The organism is Virgibacillus salexigens (assembly GCF_014905415.1).
GTDB lineage: Bacteria > Bacillota > Bacilli > Bacillales > Amphibacillaceae > Virgibacillus > Virgibacillus salexigens.
On the sequence record NZ_BNEO01000018.1, the window covers coordinates 1 to 743 of the forward strand.

Consider the following 743-nt stretch of genomic DNA (forward strand, 5'->3'; position numbering starts at 1 on the left):
TTGAAAAAAAAGATAGTTAGAACTGGACTAAATTCAAATAAATGGATACAAAATGGAATACATCTTCTTAGGTCAATACCCGAATTGCTAGTTGATTTCATTGGAAAATAAATAAGTCGTGCTATCCTAATCTTAAACCACTAGGCATTAGAAAGCGCACGACTTATATGACTTATAATAGCACACTTCCAAAAGTTTTTGTTTATTTACTGACAACCATTGAGACGCTTTATCAAACGAGTGTTCCCCTTGAGGTTCAAAACCGAAAGAACGTCCATCTCGCAACATCAGATTGCTTAGTTATCGCTTGTTACCTCTGGGGCGTACTGCATTTTAGTGAAACACTTAAAGCTAAGCACCAATTGGCTCAAAGTTTATTTCCTAATTTCCTAGAATATTCTCGCTTTGTCCGCCGTTGTAATGCCCTCTTACCGAGTATCCAAGTCATTCGCCAAGCACTCGTCTTTAAAGAGGTTGAAGGAATGAGTGTATCCATTATTGATAGCTTCCCCATTCCTTTGTGTCAGCCTATTCGTAATTTCAGAAGCAAAGTTCTTGGAGATTATGCAAATGTTGGCTACGATGCTACAAAGGGACAGTACTTCTATGGATGTAAATGTCATGCTTTAGTCAGTGAATCAGGCTATGTTATAGACTACACAATTACTCCTGCTTCAATGGCTGATAGTTCAATGACCGAGGAAGTGTTGAGTCAATTTGGGACACCAACAGTCCTTGGAGAT

1 pseudogene is annotated in these 743 nt (G+C 38.5%); it reads left to right on the forward strand.

The features are described from left to right. Nucleotides 1-167: 167 nt before the first annotated feature. Nucleotides 168-743 (forward strand): annotated as a pseudogene (locus JKP73_RS21995) (IS982-like element ISLll1 family transposase); the annotation flags it as partial.